The sequence below is a fragment of the Pseudomonas sp. ICMP22404 genome, from assembly GCF_006227205.1.
Classification (GTDB): domain Bacteria; phylum Pseudomonadota; class Gammaproteobacteria; order Pseudomonadales; family Pseudomonadaceae; genus Aquipseudomonas.
Genome location: NZ_VCNG01000001.1, coordinates 491,412 through 515,326, shown reverse-complemented (window position 1 = coordinate 515,326; position 23,915 = coordinate 491,412). Strand labels below are relative to the sequence as shown.

The 23,915-nt window shown below is 62.9% G+C and carries 20 protein-coding genes; 5 read left to right on the top strand and 15 right to left on the bottom strand.

Features of this window, described 5'->3' with window-relative positions:
• Positions 1 to 178 precede the first annotated feature (178 nt).
• On the bottom strand, positions 179 to 556 hold the full coding sequence (locus FGE05_RS02390) for a hypothetical protein (RefSeq protein WP_257225561.1): 378 nt from the start codon (positions 554 to 556) through the stop codon (positions 179 to 181).
• 164 nt (positions 557 to 720) lie between these two features.
• Here FGE05_RS02390 and FGE05_RS02385 point away from each other — a divergent pair, with 164 nt between their 5' ends.
• The 5 genes from FGE05_RS02385 to FGE05_RS02365 all read left to right on the top strand — a co-directional run bounded on the left by FGE05_RS02385 (position 721) and on the right by FGE05_RS02365 (position 5,561).
• A complete protein-coding gene (locus FGE05_RS02385) occupies positions 721 to 1,437 on the top strand; it encodes a class I SAM-dependent methyltransferase (RefSeq protein ID WP_139641240.1) in 717 nt (238 codons plus the stop codon).
• Positions 1,438 to 1,598: 161 nt separating this feature from the next.
• Positions 1,599 to 2,033, top strand: coding sequence for a DcrB-related protein (locus FGE05_RS02380; protein ID WP_139641238.1), 435 nt, complete (start codon positions 1,599 to 1,601; stop codon positions 2,031 to 2,033).
• A gap of 28 nt (positions 2,034 to 2,061) precedes the next feature.
• Positions 2,062 to 3,357, top strand: coding sequence for a PAAR domain-containing protein (locus tag FGE05_RS02375; protein WP_139641236.1), 1,296 nt, complete (start codon positions 2,062 to 2,064; stop codon positions 3,355 to 3,357).
• Complete coding sequence (locus FGE05_RS02370; RefSeq protein ID WP_139641234.1) at positions 3,354 to 3,887, top strand: hypothetical protein; 534 nt, start codon at positions 3,354 to 3,356, stop codon at positions 3,885 to 3,887. The genes FGE05_RS02375 and FGE05_RS02370 overlap by 4 nt, the downstream gene beginning before the upstream one ends.
• A 165-nt stretch (positions 3,888 to 4,052) precedes the next feature.
• A complete protein-coding gene (locus tag FGE05_RS02365) occupies positions 4,053 to 5,561 on the top strand; it encodes a hypothetical protein (RefSeq protein ID WP_139641233.1) in 1,509 nt (502 codons plus the stop codon).
• Positions 5,562 to 5,654: 93 nt separating this feature from the next.
• Here FGE05_RS02365 and FGE05_RS02360 read toward each other — a convergent pair whose 3' ends face one another.
• The 14 genes from FGE05_RS02360 to tssA all read right to left on the bottom strand — a co-directional run bounded on the left by FGE05_RS02360 (position 5,655) and on the right by tssA (position 23,720).
• Positions 5,655 to 5,933, bottom strand: a complete 279-nt coding sequence (locus FGE05_RS02360) for a hypothetical protein (RefSeq protein ID WP_139641231.1) — start codon at positions 5,931 to 5,933, stop codon at positions 5,655 to 5,657.
• Between the two features lies 1 nt (position 5,934).
• Positions 5,935 to 10,371 (bottom strand): RHS repeat-associated core domain-containing protein, encoded by a 4,437-nt coding sequence (locus FGE05_RS02355; RefSeq protein WP_139641229.1) that lies wholly within the window; start codon positions 10,369 to 10,371, stop codon positions 5,935 to 5,937.
• Positions 10,372 to 10,383: 12 nt separating this feature from the next.
• Positions 10,384 to 10,818, bottom strand: coding sequence for a DcrB-related protein (locus tag FGE05_RS02350; RefSeq protein WP_139641227.1), 435 nt, complete (start codon positions 10,816 to 10,818; stop codon positions 10,384 to 10,386).
• A gap of 18 nt (positions 10,819 to 10,836) precedes the next feature.
• Entirely contained in the window at positions 10,837 to 12,768 is a 1,932-nt protein-coding gene (locus FGE05_RS02345) for a type VI secretion system tip protein VgrG (protein ID WP_024776793.1), read from the bottom strand.
• A gap of 157 nt (positions 12,769 to 12,925) precedes the next feature.
• A complete protein-coding gene (gene tssH, locus FGE05_RS02340; protein WP_055136873.1) occupies positions 12,926 to 15,616 on the bottom strand; it encodes a type VI secretion system ATPase TssH in 2,691 nt (896 codons plus the stop codon).
• Positions 15,609 to 16,661, bottom strand: a complete 1,053-nt coding sequence (tssG, locus tag FGE05_RS02335) for a type VI secretion system baseplate subunit TssG (protein WP_139641225.1) — start codon at positions 16,659 to 16,661, stop codon at positions 15,609 to 15,611. The genes tssH and tssG overlap by 8 nt, the downstream gene beginning before the upstream one ends.
• Positions 16,625 to 18,484: a type VI secretion system baseplate subunit TssF gene (gene tssF / locus FGE05_RS02330; protein WP_139641222.1), complete on the bottom strand. Its 1,860-nt coding sequence runs from the start codon at positions 18,482 to 18,484 to the stop codon at positions 16,625 to 16,627. The genes tssG and tssF overlap by 37 nt, the downstream gene beginning before the upstream one ends.
• Positions 18,481 to 18,993, bottom strand: coding sequence for a type VI secretion system baseplate subunit TssE (gene tssE, locus FGE05_RS02325; protein ID WP_139641220.1), 513 nt, complete (start codon positions 18,991 to 18,993; stop codon positions 18,481 to 18,483). The genes tssF and tssE overlap by 4 nt, the downstream gene beginning before the upstream one ends.
• Entirely contained in the window at positions 18,987 to 19,412 is a 426-nt protein-coding gene (locus tag FGE05_RS02320; RefSeq protein WP_024776798.1) for a hypothetical protein, read from the bottom strand. Before FGE05_RS02320 ends, tssE begins: the two co-directional genes overlap by 7 nt.
• Positions 19,412 to 19,867 (bottom strand): T6SS effector amidase Tae4 family protein, encoded by a 456-nt coding sequence (locus FGE05_RS02315; protein ID WP_024776799.1) that lies wholly within the window; start codon positions 19,865 to 19,867, stop codon positions 19,412 to 19,414. The genes FGE05_RS02320 and FGE05_RS02315 overlap by 1 nt, the downstream gene beginning before the upstream one ends.
• Positions 19,868 to 19,948: 81 nt before the next feature.
• The gene (locus FGE05_RS02310; RefSeq protein ID WP_047698356.1) at positions 19,949 to 20,437 is read right to left on the bottom strand and encodes a type VI secretion system tube protein Hcp; all 489 of its coding nucleotides are present in this window, start codon (positions 20,435 to 20,437) and stop codon (positions 19,949 to 19,951) included.
• Positions 20,438 to 20,595: 158 nt separating this feature from the next.
• Entirely contained in the window at positions 20,596 to 22,092 is a 1,497-nt protein-coding gene (gene tssC, locus FGE05_RS02305; RefSeq protein ID WP_024776801.1) for a type VI secretion system contractile sheath large subunit, read from the bottom strand.
• A gap of 2 nt (positions 22,093 to 22,094) precedes the next feature.
• Positions 22,095 to 22,601 (bottom strand): type VI secretion system contractile sheath small subunit, encoded by a 507-nt coding sequence (gene tssB / locus FGE05_RS02300; RefSeq protein WP_003177230.1) that lies wholly within the window; start codon positions 22,599 to 22,601, stop codon positions 22,095 to 22,097.
• An 81-nt stretch (positions 22,602 to 22,682) separates the two neighbouring features.
• Positions 22,683 to 23,720 carry a type VI secretion system protein TssA gene (gene tssA, locus FGE05_RS02295; RefSeq protein ID WP_139641218.1) on the bottom strand — a complete coding sequence of 346 codons (1,038 nt, stop codon included), beginning with the start codon at positions 23,718 to 23,720 and terminating at the stop codon, positions 22,683 to 22,685.
• Positions 23,721 to 23,915: the final 195 nt, after the last annotated feature.

Sequence of the window (23,915 nt, the reverse complement as noted above, 5' to 3'; positions counted from 1 at the left end):
AGAGGGGATAAAGCAGCAATGAAAAAGGGCATGACGAGGGAGTCGGATGCCCTTTTTTATGGCTTTTTTTCAGTGGCCCAGTGCCCGTCAAGCTGTTATCGCGAGCAGGCTCGCTCCCCCAGGGGATCTGCGAACGACCCCAATCCATTGTGGGAGCGAGCCTGCTCGCGATAGCGGTCTACCGACCCACCACCGGGTAATGCCTGATGCGGCACGCATAGTTATTGCCATCGCCCTTGCAAATGCCATCCAGATACCGGTAGTCGACACGCACCGACTGCCCTTTCCCCGGCCATTGCTTGCGGGGCAGCGTGGCTTGGTAGTCGGGGGTTTCCGGCGTGAACGTGAGGCTCGAGCCTTCCTCCGGACATTCGATCGCGGGCGATTTGCGGCTTACTTTCAGAACCTCGGCCTGGAGCTGCGGATACGGTTGTTTCAGCACCTCGACGATGCGCAGTTCCAGACGGCAGATCTGCCACGTTGCCGCATGCACGGGCGCGCACATCAGCGGGAAAATCAAAGCCATTAACACACGGCGCATCGCCTGGTTATTCATCGTTGTGCGGCTCGAGATGGGGGCTGGAGGGAAGCTTACCCTGGCGTCGAATTCAATTCGAATAGAGCTTGCCATTCCTGATGGGAATGTAGCGCATGAAATTAATGAATTTTTATTATCCCAACGGGTGACGTAGCTTGATTCTCGGACATAGGAGAGCCGCCTTGAAATCATCCCCACACCCCTCAGCTGCAAAATTCGATGCCGCCCGAGCCAATGAATACGGTCGACAAAGCCGTATCGCGCTGGCCGGGTATGACGCCTGCCAAGACTTGGCCGCCTGCATGCTGGCGGCAAGCCTCGATCAGACAGGCTCGGCGAACATACTGGTCGTGGGCGCTGGCGGCACGGCTCAGGAGATCATTGCAATGGCAGCGTTGGAGCCAGGTTGGCGCTTCACTGCCGTCGACCCTTCTGAGCCGATGCTGGAGGCCGCCAGGCAACAGTTGGAGGCGAACGGCTTGCTTGAAAGAACACGCCTGCATCTCGGTCAGGTCGAGGACCTGGCAGCGGACGGGTCTTACGATGCCGCCACCCTGATCGGTGTGTTCCATCACCTCGAGGGCGATGAAGCCAAGCGGCAGATCTTTCGGTCCATACGGGCCCATTTGAAACCGGGGGCGCCTCTGGTCGTGGCGGGGAACCAATACGCTTATGCCAGCCAACCGTTGCTGCTGGCGGCCTGGGGACAACGCTGGCGGCAGCACGGCGCAAGTCCGGATGAAGTGAAGGTCAAGCTCGGTAAGATCCTTGAAGGTGCCGACCCTCCGCATTCCGAGGCAGCCGTCATGACGTTGTTGCATGAGTCCGGATTCGGCGATGCCACCCGCTTCTTCAGCAGCCTGTTCTGGAGCGCCTGGTTGACGTGCAAGACGGCTTGAAGATCCAGGTAACGGGTGACCAGGGAGGCTGTGGGAGGGAGAAATGAGACGGGTGTCATAGCCCCGTGAACGGCCCCTCCCCATGCCTTGATTGTTACCATCTATTGCTTGAAGATCTGCCGCTGACTCCGCCACCTCCTTGCCTGGAAACAACCCGAATCATGCCGCTCTATCGCCTCCAAGAAGCCGACCTCGACATTCCCGACAGTTGGCAGGACCAGAGCATTAACATCTTCAAGTTGCCCGCCGTCGGAACGGCCAGGGAAGCCAGTTTCGTCATCAGCCGCGACCCGGGCCGGGGCGATACACCGTTCAACGACTACGTCGCCACGCAACTGGCAAGCGCCGAGCAGCAGTTGCCCGGATTCAATCTGATCAAGCGCTGGGATTTCGCGCTCCATGGCCATGCAGCGGTGTTGCTCGATTACAGCTGGCAGCGCGAGGGGCGGGAGCTGATGCTGCGCCAGGTGTTCATCGACCGCCAGCCCGTGGGGTTGATCACGACCCTGACCACCACCCCGAACGATCTCGTGCACCACGAGTCGGCGTGGAAGATGGCCATGCACTCACTCAAGCTGCGTCCACAAACGGCCTGATTACCCTGCGCGAAGACGATAACCCCAAATGGATATGTTGGCCGCTGCGCGTCTTGGCGATGAAATTGCCCACGGTTTTGGTGTCGCCGCGATGGTGGCGGGTGCCGTTGCCGGTGCGTTGATCGGTGCGGCGGTGGTCGCAGCCACCGTGGCGACCGGCGGCGTGGCGCTGGCGATCATGGCCGGTTCGATTGCCGCGGGCGGCCTGTCGATGTTCCAGATCATCAAGGGCCTGAACACCATCTTCAACCTGCCCGAGCCGACCACGGGAGTGTTGGTCATGGGCAGCCTCAACGTCCAGATCAATAACCGCAACGCGATGCGCGCGGGGGCAGACGTGTCGTCCTCGTGTTCGGGCCTGCCGATGAATCACCCGATCTGGCCATTCCCGGTGCTGATCGCCGAAGGCAGCGCAACAGTTTTCATCAATGGCAGGCCGGCGGCGCGGTTGCAGAGCAAGATGGTCTGCGGCGCGCACATCAAGAGCGGCAGCCCCAATACGTTCATTGGCGGGCCAACGGTTGCGGTCGCCTTTGTCCTCGATCTCGAAGGGTGGCTGCACACCGGGCTGGAAGCCCTGGGCATGGTCGCCATGGGCGCCGCCGCGGTGCTGGCGGCGATGGCCGGTGCGGCGGCCTTCGCCGGGTTTGTGGTGATCGGTGGCGCGATGATGGGGGGCATGGCGCTGTTGGGTCAGTTGGGCGACCGCCTCGGCCCGGGTTATCGCGACTTGCTCCAGGGCATCGCCGGCATGGCGCTGCTGGGCCTGGGGCCGAAAATGGCTCGCCTAGGCGCGACCCCGACACCCCGCGCGGCGGCCTACAAGGCGGGGGTGACCGAAGCCGATATCATGGCGATTCCCAAGGGCAGCCGACCGCCGCCGCGGGATTATCTGGAAGGCCCGTATGTCGATAAGCACCTCAAGACCTTCGAGGAGGAGGGTGGCAGTTTCCTGTTCACCTCGGACGATATCGCCAACCCCAAATATGGTTCGTTCAACCCGAACAAGTTCGTCATGGCAAAATCCGACCTGAACGCCGTGGTCGCCGAGTACAAGAAAACCGGCGACGTGTCGGTACTTGAGTCGGCCTTGGGTTACGATCCGGGATCGCTGGTGGGCAAGGACATCTACATGATGAACCTGGACAACCCCAAGGTGCTGATGCCCACCGGTAACGAAGGCGGGGTGAACTCGCTGTGGCGGCCGGGCGGCCTGACCCATCCGGGCGGCATGCGCGAAGCGGTGCTGGACAACGTGCCCATCGCCCATGGCAACGATATCAACGCGTTGATGACCACCCGAGACGTAGTGAGAATCCAATGAGCAATCCAAGTGACAACGTGCTGCTGCTGGCGTTGGCCAATAACGATCTGGACAAGTTCCTGGTGGGCGAGCCGTTCTACTTTCTCGAAGCCAAGAGCGATAACGACGAGCCGCAGAACGTGGTGGCCGCGTTCGACCAGTTGATCATGCCGTACTGGCGCCAGACCCACGACGCCAGCTTCCCCATGCGCTTCGTCTCGGCGCTGCTGACGATGCTGGCGACCTACCCGGACCGCACGCGGGCGATCTACATCGCCCACGACTGGGTCTGGTACTACCGCTTCTGTCAGGACAAACAGCGCAAGCAGCCGCAAGGCCCCTATGGCGATCTGTTTGACGTGGACATGGGCAGTGTCGCCGTCGCCCTCAAGCGTTTGCTGGAACGGCACAAGGCCGAACTGGTAGCCGATACCCGCTGGGCGGGCGCTACGTGGAACAGCCCGGATGGCATGTGGACACCGTTGATGCGCTCGGCAGTGACAGTGCGTGACAAGCTGGGCGGCCCGGATTTCGTGCCGGCCAACATCTGACAGGGCGGTGCAGAAACCTGTGGGAGCAAAGCTTGCTCGCGATAGCGGCAGGCCGGTCAACATTATGGGTGACTGACTTACTGCTATCGCGAGCAAGCTTTGCTCCCACAGGCTTAACTGACTGGCATTTAGGGCTGGCCCTTACACTCAAGGAAGGCAGGCGTGATGCAATCTCGTTTTGATCCGCTGGTTCATATCGACTGGAAAACGCCGGGCGGCGAGCTCCTTGGGTTGCTCCAGCATTACTACCCCGATATCGACGTGTTTGTCGGCCAGCCATTCGAGGCGTTGCTGGACGAGCTCTCCAACGAAATGCCCGAGATCTGCTTCCAGGCGCTGGCGAACGCCTTGGCTGAAAGCGCCTATGACCTGTGGAACCTGGACGCTGGCGGCGATGATTATCGGCCGGTGGTGGTCCCGACCGAGCAGCGCGAGGCATTTGCCAGGCACTGGCAAGACCAGGAGGACTTCACAGCGAGCTTGATCGAGCCGGAAAAGGCTAGGGTCGCTGAGCGGAAAACCGCGCGCAAACCGGCCAGGCGCAGCAAGGTGAACTGGCTCCAGGAAGTGCACGACTATCCCGGCCCCACCTACGTCCATGACGGCAACTACCACAACGGTTGGGCCGCCATTACCGAGCAGGACGATGAGCAGTGGCTGTGCTTCCTGATTGACTACAATCAGTGGCCGCCCGCCGAGCAGGACATGCTCGAACATCGCACCGATGGGCTCGACGGCGCCGATCTGCAGCTCATCGACGCCAATGCCCGGCGCAGCCTGTGGCGGCGTCGGGTCAGGAGCGGCGACTACAGTTCGGACGACCGCTATAAGTACGAAGTTCGCCAAGGCGACGACATCCAGGCTTTCGGCCCTGCCGAGGTAGAGTGGCCAGGGTTTGAACAACCCTGCGTCGTGGTGGATACCGAGGTCTTCGAACGCCAGCGCATCTACGAGCCGGTGCCGATGACGCGTATCTGGCGGATCTCCGCGCAGGCCAGCGAAGTCATTTTCGAACACCCGGATGAACTGACGATACTGCCTATCGGCCCCCGTCGCCTGCTGTTCATGCAACACAACGGCCCACAGTGCTGGATCTGGAACCAGGACCCACCGCACCAGGCCATCGCCGCCAGGCCGATGCCGGCGGTGGACGGCTACCACCTCAGGGCTTCGACCGCCTACCTGGGGGGTGATGAGATCCTGCTGTTCAGCGAAGACAAGCGCCCTAATCTCGAAGACCCGCGCTACCACGAGACCGTGCTGCTGGCGTGGCGCTTCAACCTGGTCACGGGCACCGCAACGAAGGCGCTGCTGGATGGCTTTGGCAGCGAGGTGCGCCAGGACACTCGCCTGCTCGTCACAGAGCCAAAGAACCTCATCACGCTACGCACGTTCCACGGGCATGTTCATGTCAGCCGAGGGCACGGTGACTGGTGGGTCTGGAACTACACCACCAATACGTTCGGCTCGTACACCCTGGCCTGGTTCTGGAATCAGCTCGACAACCAGGTGCTCAAACTGTCCAGCCAGGATATCCGGCGTATCAAGCCGCAGGTGCGTTACCTGCCGGCACAGGACCGCTACCTGGCGTTCGAAGCGGATTTCGTTGCCAGGTTGCCGGTGTTCAGCGAAATGCTCGAGGCCAAGGGCGGCGAGGTGCTGAGTTTCGACTGATGCGGTGCGCAAGGCACAGGGACTGCGGTCTTATTCGCTGCGGGTGCGGGTCTGCCCTTGGGTGCACAGCACTTCACGGTGTATTGCTATGGGTTACGGCATGCTCATCAAGGCCATTCTCAGGCGTTTGACCAGCTTTGGATTCTTGAGGCAATCGGCCGGGCGCTTGTTACCCAGGGCCGGCACGACCTGTTCCAGCCACCACATGCCCTCCTTGAGCCCGCGTTTCCCGTAGAGCACCACGGCCATGTCGAGGTGGTCGTCCATGGCCTTGGCGAGCGTGCGAGCGCTGTCGTCGAGGTAGTCCTCTTCGTACAGGCGCACGAAAGTTTGCCAGTCGGCGTCGCCGACATATTCGTCTTCCAGTCCCATGTCAAAAACCTGCAAAGGAGATCAAGTTGCTGCCGGTCGGGTTTCGCGCCGACGGCGCCAGGATCCCATCATAACCGTTGGCCTTGGCCCAGGCGCCAATCTGGTGGGTCTGGGTGTATTTGTTGCCGGTGATGCTTTTAAGGGACACGCCCAGTTGTTTGCGCACATCGGCCCGGGTCAGATCGAGGACGTTGTTGAGCTGCACCTTTTTGCTCACCAGCACCCGCGTGGACAGGTCCACGCCCCAGTGATTGACCTCGCCCATGGCGGTCTTGCGCGAGTTGGCGCCATAGACGCCGCCAAGCCCCGGCGCGGTATAACGGTGCCGGGCGGCAACGTTCCACTTGTGGGCGGTCCAGGTGGTGCTGATCCGCCCGGGTTCTTCGAACCGATAAACCGTCCGATTGACCTTGCGCCCCTTCGGCGGGGTGGTGCATTTCATCAGCCCCAGAGGGTCGATCCAGCTCACCGGGTTCGGTGCGTACTGGTAGAGGTTCAGCCCCCCGGCAAGGCCGATGGGGTCCGGCGTGGTGAAACGGCCTATGTCCGGGTCGTAGAAGCGCAGGGTGTTGTAGTGCAGCCCGGTTTCGCGGTCCAGGTACTGGCCCTGGAACCGCAGGTTCTGCTCTTCGATGTAATACGGTTCGCGCAGCTCTTCGGCGGTGTTGCCCCACACTTGGTAATGGGCGCGCCAGAGCGTATGGCCGTCGCTTTCCGAAAGTTGTTCGGGCTGGCCGTTGAAGTCGTTGTGGTAGTAACGGACCTTTTGCTGCTCACCAAGGCCATCGACCCGCGCCAAAGGCTCGTGGCCGTCGTCGGCATAGATGTAGAGGCTGGTCTGGCTGTCGCGGTGTTCCTGCAACAGTTGCAGCGCATCCCAAGTAAAGCGCGTACGACCAAGCGGGGTAGCATGGCGATCGTACTCGGTTTTTTCGATGCGTCGGCCCAGCGGGTCGTAGGTCATCTTCACGACCGAGCCGTTGTCGTTGTGCACCTCCACCAAACGCTGTTCGGCGTCGTACTTGAAGCGCTGGACACCGCGTCGGCTGCTGCGTTTTTCCACCATGCGGCCAAAGCCGTCGTAGCGGTAGCGCTTGTCCTGATAGGTCAGCAAGCGGTTATGGGTGACGTGGCCGGAGCCCGCCAGTCCGTCGAGCAGGTTGGCGGCCGGGTCGTAGGCGAAACCTTCACGCTGACCCTTGAGATTGTCCTGGCTGGCGAGGATGCGGCCGGTGGCGTCGTAGTGCAGCAGTTGACGATGGGGCGCTTCGGGCTGGTTGTCGAAGCGCTCCACCAGCTGATCGCTGCCGTCGTAGGCAAACAACGACTGCGCCGCTGGCGGCAGCAGTGTCGACTGCTCCCGTTGCCGTCGCTGACGGGCCCGCAAGCGGCCGCTGCGGTCGTATTCGCTACGGGTGCTGAGACTGCCCTGGGTGCGCAGCACCTCGCGGTGCAGGCGGTCGCGCTCGAAGTCACTGATGACCTGGCCATCGAGGTTGATCTGGTGCAAATGGCCGCTGCCGTAGTGCAGGCGGTTCAGCCAGCGACCATCGGGGAGCTGAGTCTGTGTAAGGTTGCCCAGTTCGTCATAGCGATGCGTGAGGCGACCGGCCCACCCTTGTTCGGTGATCAGTTGACCAAGCGCGTCGTAGCTGAAGCCGATGCTTTGCTGTTCGCCGGCCAGGCCGGTGAAGGTGATGGCCTTGACCTGATCGAGGGCGTCATAGCGGTATTCGGTTCGCCCATCGGCGGTGACCTTGGCGACCAACCGACCCATGGCATCGCGTTCCAGCTCATGGATGACGGGCGCTTGCGGCGAGAGGTCCAGGTCGGTGCTGCCGGGAACGGCGAAGGCCTGCACGCAAGTGACGTTGTCCAGCGCATCGTAGGCGTAGCGCTTGAGGCTGCCATCCAGACTGTGCTGGGCGCTCAAGCGGTCGCCCGCATCCCAGGCAAACCGATAACTTTCGCCGTTCTCGTTGGTCAGGGCCAGCAGCCGCCCATAACTGTCGTAGCTCAACTCCACCCGTCGGCCATGGGCATCGGTGCGCAGGCGCAGTTGACCGCTCGGCGTGTGTTGGAAAGACGTGGTGTGGCCGGCGGGATCGCTGTAGCCGATCAACTGGCCGCTGGCATCGCGTTGATAGTGTTCGATGCGACCGTCCGGCAACTGCTTGCTCAGCAACCGGCCCTGGTCGTCGTAGCTGAAGCGCGTGCGTTCCCCCAACGCATCGCTGCTGCTGAGCAACAGACCGCGCTCGTCGTAGTTCAACCGGGTGGTGTAGCCGGAGCAGTCGGTGTGTTCGCTGAGTTGGCCGAGGGCCGTCCAGCGCATGGTCTTGCTTTTGCCGCTGGCGTCGATGACTTCCACCACTTGGCCGTGGGCGTCGTGGCGATAGCGGGTGACGTGGCCCAGCGGGTCGGTTTCGCGAATGCGATTGCCACGCGCGTCATAGCGGTACTGCCAGGTATTGCCCGCGGCATCGGTTTCGGCCAGAGGCAGGGCCCAGTGTTCGAGCCACAGCGTCGATTCGCTGCGGCCGAGCGGGTCGAGGGTTTGGCAGAGATTGCCCGCTTCGTCATAGCTGAACTGATGCTGCCCACCGTTGGGGTCGGTCGCTACCAGCAACTGGCTTTCGTCGTTCCATTCGAATGCCCAGGTGCGATTCAGTGCATCGGTGGCTTCGGTGATCTGGTAGCGCGCATCCCAGCGCCGGGTGCTGACGCGATTCAAGCCGTCGGTGATGCGGGTGATGCCGCCGGCCAGGTCATAGTCGAATGTGTAGGTATCGCCGGCGTCGGTCCAATGGCGGACCACACGCCATTCCCGGTCTTCGACCAAGGCCCATTCGTAGAAGCACCGCAGCCCCGTGGGCAACTGATGCTCCACCATCCGCCGCCCGAAGTCGTAGGCATAACGGCGTTTGACCTGGCTGTTGGACTGGCGCACCTGCGCCAGGTCTCCCTGGGCGTCGTAGCCGTAGTGCATCAGTACTTCGCGGCGCTGGTCGGGGTAGAGGCGGTCGATTCGGCTGACCCGTCGTGGCTGGTGCTCGTCGTAGGCCAGTTCGACCTGAACCTGATCGAAGGTGTCGCGTAGCCGCACCAGGCGCCCGCTTTCGTCGTAGTCGAGGTGGATACGGTTGTCGTTGCGATCACCGAGCTGCTCCAGGCGCAGCCGCGTGGCATTCGCCGATGTGGGCTTGAACAACCGGTACAACCCGTCCGCGCTTTCGATCAGCAGTTCACCGTTGGCGTGCCGCCGCACGCTGAGGCCTTCGCCGGCGCTGAACACCGCGCCGCCCAAGGGGATCGAACCCATGTCGATGCGCCGGCCCTGTTCGTCGGTATAGATCAGGGTTTCGCCGCCCTCGGGATGGGGCAGGACCTCTACGCGTATTTCGTAGGCGACGCTCCAGCCGGCACCGAACAGGCCGTCACGGCGTTCGTCGCGGCTGTTGTAGAAACGCTGCCAGTCGATGGGCAGGATGCCCGGCAAGACGAAGTCCAGTTCCTCGACATCCCCCAATACTTTGGCGCCGGTCGCCGCATGCACCGGGTTCGATGAGCCCATGGCCGCGTTGGCCGCCGCGCCCATCGCGCTGCTGACCGCCATCGAGGCCGCGCCGCCTATCAACATGCACGGCAGGTTGCTCAGGAACTTGCCCTTGCCGCCCTTGAGCATCAGCAACGCGGTGACCGCCAGCCCCACGCCCGGCGTCTTGCCGCTGCGAATCTCGCGTACCACCACGGTGCCGCCGCCAATGGTCACGTCGGGAGAAATCAGCCCGGACGAGACCACCTTGGCTTCGCAGGTACTGCGGTCGCCGCTGCGCACGGCGGGCTGGCCGTTGATGGTGACCTTATCCGAACCTTCAGCCAGGAACTGCGGCGGCATCGGCGGGTGCTTCAGGCAGGTGATCATGTCCAGCGGCTTGGGCACGGCACCGGGGGCGGGTGTGGCGACGGTGGGCCGCCACATCTGCGAGAAGAAACTCTCGGCCATGTCCAGGTAGCTGGGCTCGGGCGCTTCCAGCTCGGTGCCGGCCGGTGCGACATGGGATTCGATGGCCCCGGCGGCGCGGGCGGCGGGAATGTTGTTGGTCAGGGTGTCGGTGGAACCGGTGAGGATGTTGGCCTGCACCGTGGGCGGAAAGAGGGCGTTGCCGATGCCCTCGCAAATATTGCTCAGGCCCTTGTCGGCGCCGGTCTTGCTCATGGCGAGGCCGACGACTGCACCGACCACGGCGCCGAGCAGGAAGCAACCGAGGCCGCCGGTCGCGACCGTGATGCCGGTGGCCGCGACCACGGCAGCGGTGGCGACGGCCGTGATCGCGATGTTGGCCGCCACCTCCAGCACCCCGCCGAGGATGTCGGCCATCATCGAGGTGTGATCCAGCGCGTCGCCCAGCCTTGCAGCCCAGAGCGCGTCAGACATGCACGTCGCTCATCAGACCGGCCCGTCGAACACGAGCGAACTCTTGATCGTAGCCCAATGCGCGGCTTCGGCAGCGCCGAGTGGCTCGGGCTTGACGTAGCTCAGGGCAAACATCTTGCGAGTACCGGGCAGCACCAGGGCCAACTGGTACTGGAAGACTTTTTCGTTGCCCTTGCTGAACTGGCTGCGCAGCTCGATGCCTTCGACTTCCTGGTTGGCGCCCAGGCGTACCGTGGCGCCCGGTTGGCAGCGCAGTTCCTGTACCTGTTTTTCCAGGCGCTTGAGCTGATCGTCGAGGTTGCTTTGCAGGGTTTCGCCGTCGGCCAGCAAGCTGCGACTGACGATCAGCGAAGTCCCCAGCTCGGGGAACTTGAGGATGTTGATCGTCGCGTCCAGCAACTCGCTGGGCGGCAATTGGAGCTGGAATTCGTTGATGCGGTAAGTCATGGCGCCTGAATCTCTGGATTAACCCTTGGGGAACGCGGCTTTGACGTTGGCGTCGATGCTGGCCTTGACGCCCTGGCCGTCAGGGGTGGCACCCGGGCCGCCGCCATTGTTCAGGTGCAGGACGCCACCGGTGTTGAACTCGGCATCGCCCTTGGCATAGAAGCTGATCTGCACGCCGGTCAGGTTGATCTGGCCGCTGGCATTGAGCTCCAGGATGCTTTCACCGCACACCAGCCGCAGGTTTTCGCCCACTTCGATGACGTAGCTCTGGCTGATGCTGTCGGTCTTGCGCAGGCCCACCGACAGAATGTCTTCCTGTTTGACGATGCGCAGGCGGTTGTTGCCGATGGTCACTGTCTCGTCATGGCCGATGCTCTTGTTGCGGTCGTGACCCACCGAATGGCTTTCATCCACCTCGACCACAATGTCCTGGTTGCGCTCGGCATGGATGTACAACTGCTCGGCGCCTTTCTTGTCCTCCATGCGAATTTCATTGAAATTCGCCGGCGTGCCGCCCTTGCTCGAGCGGCTCTTCATGCCGCTCTGGGTGGCGTTGTCGGGCAAGTCGTAAGGCACGGTCTGTTCGGCGTTGTAGACGCGGCCGGTGATGATCGGCCGGTCCGGGTCGCCTTCGAGGAAGCTGACAATGACTTCCTGGCCGATGCGCGGAATCTGCATCGAGCCCCAGTTCTTGCCGGCCCAGGATTGCGACACGCGGATCCAGCACGAGCTGTTCTCGTTGGACTGGTCGTGTCGGTCCCAGTAGAAGTGCACCTTCACCCGGCCGAACTGATCGGTCCAGATTTCCTCGCCCTTGGGGCCGACCACCAGGGCGGTCTGCGGCCCTTTGACGATGGGCCGATGGGTGTGGGGCAGCGGGCGATAGCTCTGCTGCGCGTCGATGCAGGTCAGGCTGCTTTCGAACTGTGCCGACGGTGCGCCGCCGCTGGTTTCGCCGCTTTCCTGGGACAGGTAGTAGCGAGCCCCGACGATCAGGTATTCGCGGTTCTGGTCCTGGCGGGTGAAGCCGGTCAGGCTGAACAGATGACCCGAGCCCAGGCCCCGCGCGTTACCGGCCAGCTCGACCTGTTCGTGCAGGGTCTGCAAGGCTTCGATGCGGGTGCGGGCATAGTGTTCGCCGTCTTCGCTCTGCACGTAGGTGCCGGGGTAGTCGTACAGCGGATAGTCACCGGCGGCATGGGGCCGGGGCATCGCCGAACGCACGTCGATGCGCGCACTGGGGCGCTGGAAGTCATAGTCGTTGAGTTCCAGCGAGCCGGGCTGCACTTCCTGGGCCAGGTGCCAGTCGTGAATGTGGTCGCGCTCGCGTTGCTGCTCGTTCTTCGGGTAGTAAGGCACCGACGCGTAGCCGGGCGCGCTGGTGTGGGCACCGTAGGCATCGGCCAGCACCAGCACATGACGGCCCTGCTCGTGGCGGAAGAAGTAGTAGATCCCTTCCTGCTCCATCAGGCGGCTGACGAAGTCGAAGCTGGTCTCGCGGTACTGCACGCAGTATTCCCACTCGCGATAGGGCCGGCTCAAGGCGTCTTCGAAATCGGAGAAACCCAGGTCGCGGAACACCTGCTTGATGATCTGCGGGATGGTCAGGTTCTGGAAAATCCGGCAATCGGAGGTGCGCGTCAGCAGCCACAGCCAGGGCCGCAGCGTGGCCTGGTAACTGGCGAACTGGCCTTGGTCGACGTTCTGGCTGAAGCGGGCCACGATGCCGTGGAAATGCCGCTCGCCACCGCCGTCCAGTTGCATGCTCACGCACATGGGTTTGCCGAGCACCTGATTGAGATCGATGGCGTTGTCCAGTGAGTGCAGCTGCAACTCATAGTTGAACAGCCTTCCCAGCTCTTCGCCGCCGCCCATGTCCTTGAGCAGCAGCACCTCGGGCCCCAGGGGGCTGGTGATTTTGGCCAGGCGTGAGGCTTGGTTGAATAACATCGAGTGTCCCGTGCAAGTTGTGTTGGCTGAAGGAGCGCAACCCACTGTGGGAGCGAGCCTGCTCGCGATGGCGGTGGGTCAGTCAACGCGAGGTTGAATGTAATTCCGCTATCGCGAGCAGGCTCGCTCCCACAGGGTTTTCTGTGTTCCTGTCAGGTCAGGCCGCGTCGCTGAAATCGTACTGCAATTCGTTGTCCACCGCGCTGATCCGCACGCCGGCCATGGCCTTGCCTTCGAGCATGCGGGTCAGGAATTCGCGGCTCATGTCCGGCAGCAGGCTGTTGGTCAGGATGGTGTCGATCATGCGGCCGCCGCTTTCGGTTTCGGTGCAGCGCGAGACGATCAGGTCGATCACCGCGTCGTCGTAGTCGAAAGCGACTTTGTGGGTGCTCTCCACGCGCTTCTTGATGCGGTTGAGTTGCAGGCGGGTGATGGCCTTGAGCATCTCGTCGCTGAGCGGGTAGTACGGGATCGTCACCAGGCGGCCGAGCAGGGCCGGCGGGAAAATCTCCAGCAGCGGTTGGCGCAGGGCCTTGGCGATTTCCTCCGGCTCGGGCACGTCCTGCGGGTTCTTGCACACCTCGGCGATCAGCTCGGTGCCGGCGTTGGTGGTCAGCAGGATCAGGGTGTTCTTGAAGTCGATCACCCGACCTTCGCCGTCCTCCATCACGCCTTTGTCGAACACCTGGAAGAAGATCTCGTGCACGTCCGGGTGGGCTTTCTCCACCTCGTCCAGCAACACCACGCTGTACGGTTTGCGCCGCACGGCTTCGGTCAGCACGCCGCCTTCGCCGTAGCCGATGTAGCCCGGTGGCGCGCCCTTGAGGGTGGACACGGTGTGGGCTTCCTGGAACTCGCTCATGTTGATGGTGATGACGTTCTGCTCGCCGCCGTACATGGCTTCGGCCAGGGCCAGGGCGGTTTCGGTCTTGCCCACGCCGGAGGTGCCGGCGAGCATGAACACGCCGATGGGCTTGCTCGGGTTGTCGAGGCCGGCGCGGGAGGTCTGGATGCGCTTGGCGATCATCTGCAGGGCATGGTCCTGGCCGATGATGCGTTTTTTCAAGTGCTGGTCGAGGTTGAGCACGGTTTCCAGTTCGTTGCGGGCCATGCGGCCCACGGGGATACCGGTCCAGTCGGCGACCACCGAGGCCACGGCCTGGTAATCCACGGTCGGCAGGATCAGCGGGGTTTCGCCTTGCAGGGCGGTCAGGCGCTGTTGCAGGTCCACCAGCTTTTCGCGCAGGGCGTGGCTTTCGTTGTCGGAAGCTTCGCTGGCGTCCTCGCTGTCCACCACACCGACGCGTTCGCGCAGGGTGGCGCGGGTGGCAAGCAGTTCGTCCACCAGAGTCTTCTCCTCGGCCCAGCGGCTTTCCAGCTCGGCGAGGCGCTCGCGTTCGGCGCTCAGCAGGCTTTCGGTCTGGGTCTGGCGTGTGCCGATGACCACGCCAATCGCGTGCTCACGAGCGATGATCTGCAGTTCGGTTTCCAGCGCTTCGATGCGCCGACGGCTGTCATCCACTTCGGCCGGCACGGCGTGCAGGCTGATGGCGACGCGAGCACAGGCGGTGTCCAGCAGGCTCACGGATTTGTCCGGCAACTGGCGCGCGGGGATGTAGCGGTGGGACAGCTTGACCGAGGCCTCCAGGGCTTCGTCGAGGATCTGCACCTGATGGTGCTGCTCCATGGTCGAGGCCACGCCGCGCATCATCAGCAGGGCTTTGTCTTCCGACGGCTCGGCCACCTGCACCACCTGGAAGCGCCGGGTCAGAGCCGGGTCTTTCTCGATGTGCTTCTTGTATTCGGCCCAGGTCGTGGCGGCCACGGTGCGCAGGGTTCCGCGGGCCAGGGCTGGCTTGAGCAGGTTGGCCGCGTCACCGGTACCGGCGGCGCCACCGGCACCCACCAGGGTGTGGGCTTCGTCGATGAACAGGATGATCGGCTTCGGTGAGGCCTGGACGTCTTCGATGACCTGGCGCAGACGCTGTTCGAATTCGCCTTTCATGCTCGCGCCGGCCTGCAACAGGCCGACGTCGAGGCTGCGCAGTTCCACGTCCTTGAGGGACGGCGGCACGTCACCGGCAACGATGCGCAGGGCAAAGCCCTCGACCACGGCGGTCTTGCCCACGCCGGCTTCACCAGTGAGGATCGGGTTGTTCTGCCGGCGGCGCATGAGGATGTCCACCAGTTGGCGGATCTCTTCGTCACGGCCGACGATCGGGTCGAGCTTGCCACTGCGGGCCTGTTCGGTGAGGTCGACGGTAAAGCGCTTGAGGGCTTCCTGTTTGCCCATGGCGCTGGGGGCCATGGCACCGCTGGCTTCGCCCGGCACACTGCCCGCGTTGAAACCGTCGCTGGCGGTCAGGGCGTTTTCCGGGGAGTCGCCGACGTACTCGTCAAAGCGCTCGCTCAGGGCTTCGGCCTTGACCTTGTCGAACTCCGACGACAGCCCCAGCAGGGCATGGCGCAGGCTTGGGGTCTTGAGGATGCCCAGCACCAGGTAACCGGTGCGCACCTGGCTTTCGCCGAACATCAGGCTGCCGTAGACCCAGCCGCGTTCCACGGCTTCTTCGACGTGGGAGGACAGGTCGGTGATCGAGGTCGAGCCCCGTGGCAGGCGGTCCAACGCGTCGGTCAGGTCCCGGGCCAGGCGCGCCGGCTCGACGTTGAACTGGCGGATGATGCGGTGCAGGTCCGAATCCTGCAGCTGCAGCAACTGGTGAAACCAGTGGGCCAGTTCCACATAGGGGTTACCGCGCAGCTTGCAGAACACGGTGGCGGCTTCGATGGCTTTGTAGGCCACACTGTTGAGTTTGCCGAACAACGCGGCGCGACTGATTTCACCCATGCTCATGGCTCCTTGAGGTCTGTGAGGTGTTGGCCTGTTCGGCGTAATGCCGGGCCAGTATTAGATCGTTGGCATCTTTTTCGGGCTGTCCCAGCCAGGTGTTGAACCCCAGGCGGAAACGGCCGTTGAGTTGTAGCGCCGGCACCTCGGGCTGTTCCAGGACCAGGTTCAGGTCCCAGTCCAGTTCATGGCCCAGGTACTCGGCGACCCAGGCCACCAGCTCATTGAACGGCTCACCACCGGGCAGCATGCCCATGTAGTCGACGAACTTGAGCGGCCCGAGGCGAATGCGGAACTTGTGCTGGCGGTCCCACACGTAGCGGCCCAGGCAGAAGTCCACGCCCAGTTGATGGGCGCTGACGCCGACGCGGCTGCGTTCGGGCAACTCCAGCCATTGGCTGACGTATTCCTCGATCTCCACCGGCAGGCCGAAATACTCGCTGAGGATGGCTTTCAAACCGTCCGGGTAGCGGGTTTGCGCTGCCAGGTGACCGCTGTAATGCAGTTTTGCCGTATCAGGGATCAGCCCTTGCTTGAGCAGGCTCGGCATGCCCCGGCCGCTGAGCGCCGCCAGGCGCGCCGACCAGTAGTCGTCGTCCGGGCGGTCATGGCTGACCGTTGGCCGCGCTTCGGCCCAGGCCCGATAGAACAGGCTGAGCAGGCGATGGTGGAACACATCGAGAAAGCGTTTGCTGGTGCTGTCGGCGTTGTTGCGCTGACGCTCGCGCACGTACTCGGTCATGTGCAACGGCATCGGGCCGTTGGGGCCGCCGAGGCCGAAGAAGAACTGCTCCAGCCGCGCCGGCGCACCGTCGACACCCGGTTGCACCGAGGCGAGGGTGGCCGGGGCAAAGGTGCAGTCGGCCTGTTGCCCGAGGCGCAGCGGATCATCGGCCAGGCGCAAAGAATGGCCCAGGCGCGGCAGTTCGGGGGTTTCGCACTCGATGCGCCGCAACGCCTGGAAGAAGTCGTATTCCCAGGGTTCCTGGTGCATCGCGTCCAGGGTACTCACAGGGTCGGACGACGTCCGGGCTTGGCTTTCCATCGCATGATCTCGCCGCGTTCGGTGGTTCGGATCACCGTCTCGGTAAAACTGTTGATCGACACGTAGCGTGCCAGGAAGCGTTCGAACACGGCGCCGAGGAGAAACACCCCGGTGCCGCGGAACGCGTTTTCATCGAATTCCAGGGTGATCTCCAGGCCCCGACCGAACACGATCGGGCCGGGCATCGGCAGGCGTCGGGTGCAGGCTTTGCTGCTGACTTCCCGCAGGCCTTCGATCTGTAATTGCAGCGCCGCATCGTTGCTGTCGCCGTACAGGCGCAGCAGTTCGCGCAGGGCGGCGGCGCCCTGGCCTTGTTCACTGAGGGACAGGTAGTTCAGCGACAACTGGCTGATCAGCCGCCAGGCCTTGGCGTCGTGGGCATGGCTGGCCCGTGGCCGACTCGGCCCGGCAACGCAACGCACGGCGCCGACCGGCGCACTGTCGGCCAGGGTGAAGTCGGTCTTGCCGCTGCCCACGCTCATGAACAACGGCAGGTCGCGGTTGGTGCACAGCGCCGTCACGCCCAGTTGGCGCAGGTCATGGCGGTAGGGCGCCTGCTGGCTGTCCACCAGGCTGACAAAGGTTTCGCTACCGATGTAGGTCGAGCGCGGGCCGTTGCGTCGCTGATCGCTGGACAACACCCGGGGCTCACGGCGCACCGTGTAATAGGCTTGGTCGCGGCCATAACGGGACGGGTCGCGCACGGCATAGAACGGCAGGAACGGTTGCTCCGGCCCGGTGCCGTGGCCGGTGAGGCCGGTCAGCGAATGCACTTCGAAATCCATCGGCCGGGTGCGGTCGGCGATCACATGGTGCTCGTTGACCCGGTCCGACAGGTGGATGCGGTCCAGGCGCTTGGGGAACAGATTGATGGCCGGGGTGCAGAACGGCAGGAACTGCGCGGCGCCGACGCTGCCTTCCAGGCTCGGGTCGTGGCGGTCGAACAGCACGATCAACTCCAGCTCCTGGCCGTCGCAACGCTTGACCGCTCGGCTCAGTTGGGTGAAGTCGACGAACAGGAAGCGCTGGGGCAGGGCGAAGTACTCCTGCAACAGGCGATAGCCCTGGAACGCTCGCGGCACCACCGGCAGCGCAGCGTCGACATCATCGAAGCCGCGCGAGCGCAACGCATCCTGGGGCAGTCGCTCGACCCAATTGCCGCCGGGTTGGCGGGCGAACACCGCGCAGGCGCTGCCCAGCAATTGTTCGTAAAGGCGGAACGGTTGTTCGTCGGCACCACTGAGGTACAGCGGCAGATTGTCCAGAGCCAGGCTGTTGAACGGCAATTCGGCCCCGGTGCGCAGGGTCAGGCGCAGGCCGGCCTTGGCTTTCGGCTCACTGGCGGCCAGGCGTCCGAGCACCGTGGACGGGTTGCCGAAGTACTCGGCCTGGCTGACCTGCAAGGGCCACAAAGTCACCGAGTGGGCCGTGCGGTATTCACAGCAGGTCTGGGTTTCACGCCCCAGGGCGGCGCGCAGGACGCTGTCCCGGGGTAGCTCGAAGCCGCTGCTCAAGGAGCCTTCGTCAGGGTCGGCCTGCATCTGCACCACGGTCATTGACGGCGTCGGCGCCAGATAATGGGGGTAGGCGATTTCCAGCAGGTTGTGGGTGAAGGTCGGGTACTCGGCGTCGAGCTTGAGTTGGACCCGCGCCGTCAGGTAGGCGAAACCTTCCAGCAGCCGCTCGACATAGGGGTCGGCGCAGTCCATGCCGGACAACGTCAGCCGACTGGCGATCTTGGGGTATTCCTTGGCGAACTCCGCCGCGCTTTCGCGCACGTGGTGCAGTTCCTGGTTGTACAGCTCCAGCAGGCGCGGGTTCATGAGCGTCTCCGCTGATCGGCGTTGACCACGCGCACATGGCCGGTTTCCAGGTCCAGGTCGGTTTGCAGCATCAGGCGCAACGGCACCGGCTGCGCCCAGAGGTCGCCTTCGATCTCGAAGCTCAAGGCGTTGTGGTTCATCTCGGCCGTCGACCGGGCCCGCACCCGCAGGGTATGACGCAGGATGCGCGGCTCGAAGGTGGCGATGGCCTGGTGGATCAGCGCTTCCAGCGCCGAAAGATCGACGTTCGACGCGCTGTTGCCGGCCAGCGCCGGCAGCCCGAAGTTCACCACTGAGGTACCCGCCGGGGTGTGCAGCGTGGCATCGGCGTCGAGCAATGAGGTGGTGTTGAGCAGCCACGCCAGGTCACGCAGCACCGAGGCCTTCAATTGGGTCAGGGACAGCACGCGTTTGTCGGCGCTTTCCTTGGGGTTGGTCGGATCGTCGTCGGTCAACCGGTCCAATAGGGAGGGTTGGAGGCGATCGCGGGTGGCGATTTCGGTTACCACGTAAAGGGTGCCACGTACATTTTCTGGTCTCCGCCGGCGCCGCAAGCTGCATACAGGCTGACCGTTCCCGCCTCGAAACCTTCCGGCAGCTGACGAATAGCCTGCATTTTGCTCAGACAATCGCGGCTGGGGGCGGGCATGTGTTCGCTGCGCCAGACCGCAAAAATCGGGATGTTATTGAACATTTCCACGCGCAATTTCTGCTGTTTATCCAAGCTGAAGCCGCACGGCCATTCCATGTCCAGCTTCATGCGACTCTGGTCGGGTTTGACCAGCGTGCATTGACCCTGATCGTCCACCAGGCTGAGTGGCTGGCCCTCGAAAACCGCCTGGGTGGTCGGCGTCCCGGCATGCTCGGCGCATGCGCTCAGGCTGGTCAGGCTAGTCGTCAGGCATAGGGCGAACAGGGCCTTGTTCATTAAGTGAGCTCCCAGAACCAGACTTTCTTGGATCGATAGAAAAGGTCGCTGGTTTGGGTCAGGCCACGATTCCATAGATCGATATGGTCGCCGCTACGACCTTCGGCAGTCTCTCCGGATTGCTGGAAGCAGTCCTTGAAGAAAATCAGGCCGGTCTTGCCCATCAATGTCTTTCGGTCTTCGGGGCTGTTACTGAGAATAGTTGGACGGCCCAGATGATGTTTCCACAACCAATTGGCCAATGACTCGGCGCCCCTGGCGTGTTCATGCTTGCACAGGGGGTCTTTGGTGTAGGTGGATTTGTTGACCTTGATGGTTTTCTCCGCATTGAGCGTCAGGCTCATGCGTATGGCGCATTGGTTTGCCCAGGGACCGTCACAGGGTTTTGCGTCAGGATGGGCAACCAACAGGTCGGAATAGGCTTTCCACAAATTGATAAACGAAGGCTTGGCCATGACTCAGACACCGCGCTGCAAAGGATTGGATTAGAGCTAGCACCAAACACCCCCGGCGCGGGGCACCGGGGGCGTGTTCGATTACACCTTGACGTTCTGACGCACGTTCCAGCCGAACTTGACCGGACCGCCTTCCTTGCTGCCGTCGGCTTTCTGAGGCTGGTAGTCCACCAGCACCTTGGCGAAGTTCAGGGTGACGTTTTCGGTCAGACGATCATCGCTGCCCGAGCCGCCGGTGCTCAGGGAGGTGATCAGCACTTCTTCCAGGTTGATGATCATGTACTCGACCTGGCTTTCACCGCCGGCCTTGCGCACGGTCAGCTTGACCTTGTCGATGTGCTTGCCGCTGGCGCAGTGCATCATCAGGTTCGGCGAAGCCTTGTCGACGTACTTGGTCAACGACAGGTCCTGGATGTTCACCTTGCCGGCGCCGCCGCCACTGCCCATGTGCATGTTGCCGGACTGGGACATGCCCCAGCTCCAGTTCAGGACGTCGATTTCGTCCTTGTGGGCCTTGTCCATGGACTCGCCCTTGATGTCGCCGATCTTGATGAAAATATCAACAGCCATGTTTTCTCCCTGTGTGGTTTCTAACCACGTTGTGTTGTGTTGATCGTTCCCACGCTCTGCGTGGCAACGCATCTTGGGACGCTCTGCGTTCCAGGGACGCGGAGCGTCCCGGGCGGCATTCCCACGCCGAGCGTGGGAACGATCACATCAAGGGGTTGTTACGCGCCCTTGGCCGAAGGCAGTTTCGATACCAGGCGCAGCGACACGGTCAGCCCTTCGAGCTGGTAGTGCGGGCGCAGGTAGAACTTGGAGTTGTAATACCCCGGGTTGCCTTCGACTTCTTCCACGATCACTTCGGCTGCCGCCAGTGGGTGCTGGGCCTTGGTGGTTTCGGTGGAGTGCGCCGGGTCGCCGTCGACGTAGTTGAGGATCCAGTCCTGCAACCAGCGCTGCATCTCGTCCTTCTCTTTGAAGGAACCGATCTTGTCGCGCACGATGCACTTCAGGTAGTGGGCGAAACGGCAAGTGGCGAACAGGTACGGCAGGCGTGCGGCCAGGTTGGCGTTGGCGGTGGCGTCCGGATCGTCGTATTCGGCCGGTTTCTGCAGCGACTGGGCGCCGATGAACGCGGCGAAGTCGGTATTTTTCTTGTGCAGCAGCGGCATGAAACCGTTCTTCGCCAGTTCCGCTTCACGGCGGTCCGAAATGGCGATCTCGGTCGGGCACTTCATGTCCACGCCACCGTCATCGGTCGGGAACGTGTGGGCCGGCAGGTTTTCCACTTCACCGCCGGACTCCACGCCGCGGATGCGCGAGCACCAGCCGAAGTGTTTGAACGAACGGTTGATGTTCACGGCCATCGCGTAGGCGGCGTTGGCCCAGGTGTACTTCGAGCTGTCGGCGCCGTCGGTGTTTTCTTCGAAGGCGAAGGCTTCCACCGGATCGGTCTTGGCGCCGTACGGCAGGCGCGCCAGGAAGCGCGGCATGGTCAGGCCGATGTAGCGCGAGTCTTCCGATTCACGCAGGGAGCGCCAGCCGGCGTATTCCGGTGTGGTGAAGATCTTGGTCAGGTCGCGCGGGTTCGACAGTTCCTGCCAGGAGCCCATGCCCATCACGGTTGGCGAGGCGGCGGAAATGAACGGTGCGTGCATCGCTGCGCAGACTTTCGACAGTTCGCCCAACAGCTCCACGTCCGGTGGCGACTGGTCGAAGTAGTAGTCGCCTACCAGGCAGCCGTAAGGCTCGCCGCCGAACTGGCCGTATTCTTCTTCGTACATCTTCTTGAAGAGCGGGCTCTGGTCCCACGCGGTACCCTTGAATTTCTTCAGGGTCTTGTGCAGGTCGGTCTTGGAGATGTTGAGCACACGGATCTTCAGTTGCTCATCGGTCTCGGTGTTGTTGACCAGGTAGTGCAGGCCACGCCAGGCGCTTTCCAGCTGTTGGAAGTCCGGGTGATGGATCACCTGGTTGACCTGGGCGGTGAGCTTGGCGTCGATGGCGGCGATGATCGACTCGATCGATTTGATGGCGTCGTTGGACACCAGGTCGGTCTGCGCCAGGGCCTGTTCGGCCAGGGTACGCACGGCGGTCTCGACCGCTTCGCGGGCGCGCTCGGTCTTGGGCTTGAATTCTTGCAGCAGCAGGGACGCGAATTCGCTGGTTTCTTCAGTCGCGCCCAGGTTCTGTGCGCCTTCGCGGACGGTATTGTCGGTCATGATCATTGATCCTGTGCTGGCTTCGGCGCGCTCGCCAGGGCCTGCAACAGCGCTGGGTCCTTGATCGCCTTCATGATGATTTCTTCGGCGCCAGTCTTGCCGTCCATGTAGGTCAGCAGGTTGGCCAGTTGGGTGCGTGCTTCGAGCAACTTGTTCAGCGAGTCGACCTTGCGAGCCACGGCGGCCGGGCTGAAGTCGTCCATGCTCTCGAAGGTCAGGTCCAGGCTCAGGTTGCCTTCGCCGGTCAGTTCGTTGGGTACATGGAATGCTACGCGCGGTTGCATGGCCTTGAGGCGTGAGTCGAAATTGTCGACATCGATTTCAAGGAACTTGCGGTCGGCCACGGGTGCCAGAGGCTCGGCGGGCTTGCCGGCGAGGTCAGCCATTACCCCCATGACGAAGGGCAACTGGACCTTTTTCTCGGCGCCGTAGAGCTCGACGTCGTACTCGATCTGCACTCGAGGCGCGCGGTTGCGCGCGATGAATTTCTGAGAACTTTGCTTCGCCACGTTGCTGCTCCTGGTCGCTTGAGCGACGGTGTTGGCGTCATCCGGTGGGGCCGGTGACGTGACTGCGTGATCCGCTCGCTGTTATTCGCTGTCCGGGCCGCGCAGGTTTTCAAATTGGCTCATGCCGTCGGGAATCAGGTTGCGCACAATGGCCGCGAAGTCGGCGTGCACCAGATTCTTGGCCCGATTCAGCAGCACCGGCAGGGGGCTGGAGGGCTCGTGACGGGTGTAGTAAGCGAGAATCCGGTCCAGGCTGCGCAGCACGTCGTCGCGGTTGTTGATTTCACCGCTGACCGTGCTCGTGCCGGTATTGCGCGGCATGCTCGGCGCGCTGGTGTATTCGCTCGGTGCGGCGCTGTCGTCGGCGACGGCGTCAGAGAGGGTGCTGTCGCCGCTCTGCGGCGCGAACTGCCCGAGAATCTGCAAGGCCATCTTCAGTGGCTGCTTCAGCGGGCCGAGGTCCACACCTTGGGCGGAACCGACCTGATCGCTGACCTCCTGCTCGATGGCTTCGGCAGCGGCGCGAGCTTCCAGCAGCGCCGCGCGGGTGGTTTCCAGCTGTTCGGGGTCGCTGTCGCGCAACGCGCCGGCCAGTTGTTCGGCACCGAGGCTTTCGTCCGCGAAACTTTGCAGGCCGCTGGCGTTGGCGGCGGCGCGCAGGGTGACCGGGCCGAAGGCGCGCGAACGGGCCAGGATGCTCTCGCGCAGCAGGCGGATGGTGACATCGGACGTCAGGCCGGCGAGGGCGTTGATGCGCACGGTGGGATCGTTGTCGTCATCGGCATCCAGGCGCGGGTGCAGGTCGGCCCAGTATTGCTTGAGTAATTCGCTGATCAGCGTCAAGACGCGGGCCAGGCCTGGAAGACCTTCGAGGGCCAGGGAGCTCTGCAACAGGAAATGGGTGATGCGCAGGTCTTTGCTGCGTTGCAGCAGGTCCAGGCTCTGTTGCTGGATGCTGCGCCACTCGGGGGGCTCGGCGGGCAATATCGAGTCGCCCATGCTGCGCTCGGGTTGACCTTGGGAATCACGTTCCAGGCGCAGGAAATCCGCGTCATATTCCAGGTCTTCGCCACAAGGCGAGTTCGCGGAAACGGCGGCGAGCAACAAAGGCACATCCACTTGGATCGATCTCCCTATCGCCCGAGGAACAATGAAGTCGGGCAGTTCACATGCAAGTTCCGGGTGGAACTTCGCATCTCCCTTAACGGTAATGGCCCCTTAGATGCGTGATGATCTTAAAGTGCCATCATTTATATTCAAGGAGTTGTGCATTTTTGGTGTAGTACTTATCGCTTGTCAAGGTAAGCTATTTCC

Bases quoted from the DNA above. Each gene is read 5' to 3' on its own strand.
- tssF (WP_139641222.1), bottom strand. From the start codon at position 18,484: ATGAACCCGCGCCTGCTGGAGCTGTACAACCAGGAACTGCACCACGTG.
- FGE05_RS02315 (WP_024776799.1), bottom strand. From the start codon at position 19,867: ATGGCCAAGCCTTCGTTTATCAATTTGTGGAAAGCCTATTCCGACCTG.
- tssH (WP_055136873.1), bottom strand. From the start codon at position 15,616: ATGGGTGAAATCAGTCGCGCCGCGTTGTTCGGCAAACTCAACAGTGTG.
- FGE05_RS02390 (WP_257225561.1), bottom strand. From the start codon at position 556: ATGAATAACCAGGCGATGCGCCGTGTGTTAATGGCTTTGATTTTCCCG.
- FGE05_RS02380 (WP_139641238.1), top strand. From the start codon at position 1,599: ATGCCGCTCTATCGCCTCCAAGAAGCCGACCTCGACATTCCCGACAGT.
- FGE05_RS02365 (WP_139641233.1), top strand. From the start codon at position 4,053: ATGCAATCTCGTTTTGATCCGCTGGTTCATATCGACTGGAAAACGCCG.
- FGE05_RS02355 (WP_139641229.1), bottom strand. From the start codon at position 10,371: ATGTCTGACGCGCTCTGGGCTGCAAGGCTGGGCGACGCGCTGGATCAC.
- tssC (WP_024776801.1), bottom strand. From the start codon at position 22,092: ATGACCGACAATACCGTCCGCGAAGGCGCACAGAACCTGGGCGCGACT.
- FGE05_RS02370 (WP_139641234.1), top strand. From the start codon at position 3,354: ATGAGCAATCCAAGTGACAACGTGCTGCTGCTGGCGTTGGCCAATAAC.
- FGE05_RS02360 (WP_139641231.1), bottom strand. From the start codon at position 5,933: ATGGGACTGGAAGACGAATATGTCGGCGACGCCGACTGGCAAACTTTC.
- FGE05_RS02375 (WP_139641236.1), top strand. From the start codon at position 2,062: ATGGATATGTTGGCCGCTGCGCGTCTTGGCGATGAAATTGCCCACGGT.
- tssG (WP_139641225.1), bottom strand. From the start codon at position 16,661: ATGGAAAGCCAAGCCCGGACGTCGTCCGACCCTGTGAGTACCCTGGAC.
- FGE05_RS02345 (WP_024776793.1), bottom strand. From the start codon at position 12,768: ATGTTATTCAACCAAGCCTCACGCCTGGCCAAAATCACCAGCCCCCTG.
- FGE05_RS02310 (WP_047698356.1), bottom strand. From the start codon at position 20,437: ATGGCTGTTGATATTTTCATCAAGATCGGCGACATCAAGGGCGAGTCC.
- FGE05_RS02350 (WP_139641227.1), bottom strand. From the start codon at position 10,818: ATGACTTACCGCATCAACGAATTCCAGCTCCAATTGCCGCCCAGCGAG.
- FGE05_RS02320 (WP_024776798.1), bottom strand. From the start codon at position 19,412: ATGAACAAGGCCCTGTTCGCCCTATGCCTGACGACTAGCCTGACCAGC.